Annotated in this window: 4 protein-coding genes; all 4 read left to right on the top strand. The window is 35.5% G+C overall.

All coding sequences use genetic code 11. The annotated features are described in order from the left end of the window. A partial coding sequence (locus GPK60_RS07795; RefSeq protein ID WP_215659219.1) for a restriction endonuclease subunit S occupies positions 1-696 on the top strand: 696 nt, incomplete at its 5' end. Further along, positions 689-1,171 (top strand): DUF3990 domain-containing protein, encoded by a 483-nt coding sequence (locus GPK60_RS07790; protein WP_346727736.1) that lies wholly within the window; start codon positions 689-691, stop codon positions 1,169-1,171. The genes GPK60_RS07795 and GPK60_RS07790, both read left to right, overlap by 8 nt. Continuing rightward, the gene (locus GPK60_RS07785; RefSeq protein WP_173867127.1) at positions 1,171-1,629 is read left to right on the top strand and encodes a hypothetical protein; all 459 of its coding nucleotides are present in this window, start codon (positions 1,171-1,173) and stop codon (positions 1,627-1,629) included. Before GPK60_RS07790 ends, GPK60_RS07785 begins: the two co-directional genes overlap by 1 nt. A 43-nt stretch (positions 1,630-1,672) precedes the next feature. Beyond that, positions 1,673-2,641: a site-specific tyrosine recombinase/integron integrase gene (gene xerA, locus GPK60_RS07780; protein WP_022118536.1), complete on the top strand. Its 969-nt coding sequence runs from the start codon at positions 1,673-1,675 to the stop codon at positions 2,639-2,641. Positions 2,642-2,736 lie beyond the last annotated feature (95 nt).

Raw genomic sequence — 2,736 nt, 5'->3', positions numbered from 1 at the left:
TTGTTTGATAAAATTAAAAAGATTTTAGATGACAGAAAACAGGAATTAGAACAATTAGACACTCTTGTCAAATCCCGATTTGTCGAACTATTTGGAGATCCAGTAATCAATAGCCAGGGGTGGAAGAAAGCATTAATCGGTGATGATTGTTTTGTTACTAAGTTAGCAGGATTTGAATACACTCAGTATATTAATTATGAAGACTCTGGTGATGTAGTTATGGTTAAGGCTCAGAATGTAAAGAATGGTAAGCTGAATCGTAAGGAACTTTCTTTTATTTCAAATGAAGTTTCTGACTCATTACCAAGATCTCAGCTTGCACCAGGAGATGTTGTAATGACTTATGTCGGAGCAAATATTGGTGATGTTGCAATTATAGATAATGAGTACAAATATCATTTAGCTCCTAATGTTGCCAAGATACGTCCTGATTCGGAAAGATATAATTCAATATATTTCATGTATATGTTAATGTTGTTAAATGCATACATTGTAAAAAATTCAGCAGATACAGCAAAGGCTGCTTTAGGAATGGAGAGAATAAGAAAATTGAATGTATTTGTACCCCCAATGGAACTTCAAAACCAATTCGCAGACTTTGTTACATCCATTGACAAATCAAAATCTAAGATTCAAAAATCCTTAGAAGAGACGCAGTTATTATTTGACAGTCTGATGCAGAAGTATTTTGGATGAAAAGGGTGATGAAATGGCAAAAATGACAGTATATCATGGTGGATATATGGCAGTGGAACATCCGGAAATCCGAAAGGGACGCAATACAAAGGATTTCGGAACAGGTTTTTATTGCACAATTATTAAAGAACAGGCTCAGAGATGGGCAAAACGTTATGATACCAAGATCGTTTCCATCTACGATGTGCGTTTAGATTCTTCGTTAAAAATCAAAGATTTCCGGGAAATGACAGATGAATGGTTGGATTTTATTATTGATTGTCGGGCAGGAAAAACACATAACTATGACATTGTGATCGGAGCGATGGCAGATGATCAGATTTACAACTATATTTCTGATTATATGGATGGCTCGATTACGAGAGAGCAGTTCTGGGTGCTGGCAAAGTTTAAATATCCGACACATCAGATAAATTTTTGCTCAAAAGAAGCACTGAAATGTCTGGAATACAGGGGATTTGAGGTGGTTAAGTGATGGAAAATGGAAGAGAATCCAGAAAGGATAATGATTTATTTTTTACCTGTGCGTTGATTGATTATATTGCAAGAAAAACGAAAAATACCAGGTCAGATGTTGTTAATGCATTAGGAAAAAAGCGTCTGGAAAAGATTTATGATCTGGCGGATATTTACCATAGTGATAATATTGACCGGGTAAGCGAAGATTTTATCGAAGAAGCCCAAATTAAACAAGGAAATTTTGATAATGTTGGAGAATGTCAGTATGCAATTCCTACACACTGGGACATTGGAAAAGTCTATAAACGCCTTATTAAGCAGGTTTCAGAAAAAGAGAAAATAGAAGTAATTGACGCATTGATTAAAGTTTACAATTCTTTTCTGAGTGGAAAAATAGATGATTATAACAGCAGTGTTTATTATGAAAATCCATCATATCTTTTCGAATGTTACGAGGAAAATAAGATTCTTTAGGAAAAATCTGCTATACTTTCTGCAAAAACAGGAGTGCAGAAAAATGGAGAATCAGATTTATAATATTTTAAATGATATGGCGGAATTTTTAAATGTAATGCAGATGAAAAAGCTTCAGAAAGTACTGATTTATCACTTGAATGAGGCGAAACAGGTACAGGAAGAGATTTCAAATGAGAAATATCTGGAAATGTTTTTGACGGCAAAACAGATTGAGGGGTGTTCAGACAGGACAATTCAATATTATCGTGTAACGATTGAGCATATGTTGAAAAGAATTACGATACCACTGCGTCAGATTGCAACGGAGGATATTCGCCAATATTTGATTGATTATCAGAAAATCAACAACTGTGGAAAGGTGACAATAGACAATATTCGTCGCAATTTATCCAGTTTCTTTTCCTGGCTGGAGGAAGAGGACCATATTTTAAAAAGTCCGGTGAAACGTATCCACAAAATCAAGACGAAAACGGTAGTAAAAGAAGTCATTTCCGATGAGAGCATTGAGATTTTGCGTGATAATTGCAAGGAAAAGCGTGATCTTGCTATTATAGATCTACTTTTTTCAACCGGAATGAGAGTCGGTGAACTGGTAAATCTGGATATTGCAGATATTGATTTCAATGAAAGAGAATGTATTGTATACGGAAAAGGTGATAAAGAACGCAGGGTTTATTTTGATGCAAGAGCAAAACTTCATTTACAGAATTATTTAAAATGCCGGACTGACGATAATCCGGCACTATTTGTGACGCTCAATGATCCACATAAACGCCTGAAAATCAGTGGAGTGGAAATACGATTGAGACAATTAGGGCGAGAATTAAAATTAGAGAGAATCCATCCGCATAAATTCCGTCGAACTATGGCAACACGAGCTATAGATAAAGGGATGCCGATTGAACAAGTACAGAAATTGCTGGGACATCAGCAAATCGACACCACGATGCAGTATGCAATGGTTAATCAAAGCAATGTAAAAACATCCCATAGACGCTTCATAGCCTGAGCAAATTTTACGCTGTTCATATTTGCAGTGCAGATGAAACTGCAAGGTAAATGTGGGGTTATGGGGATGATTATAGATGGAAAAATTATGGAAAT

The sequence above is a fragment of the Ruminococcus sp. MCC718 genome, assembly GCF_018783905.1.
Lineage (GTDB): Bacteria > Bacillota > Clostridia > Lachnospirales > Lachnospiraceae > Hominisplanchenecus > Hominisplanchenecus faecis.
Note: the sequence above shows the minus strand (reverse complement) of the source record. Positions and strands in the feature narration are given on the sequence as shown.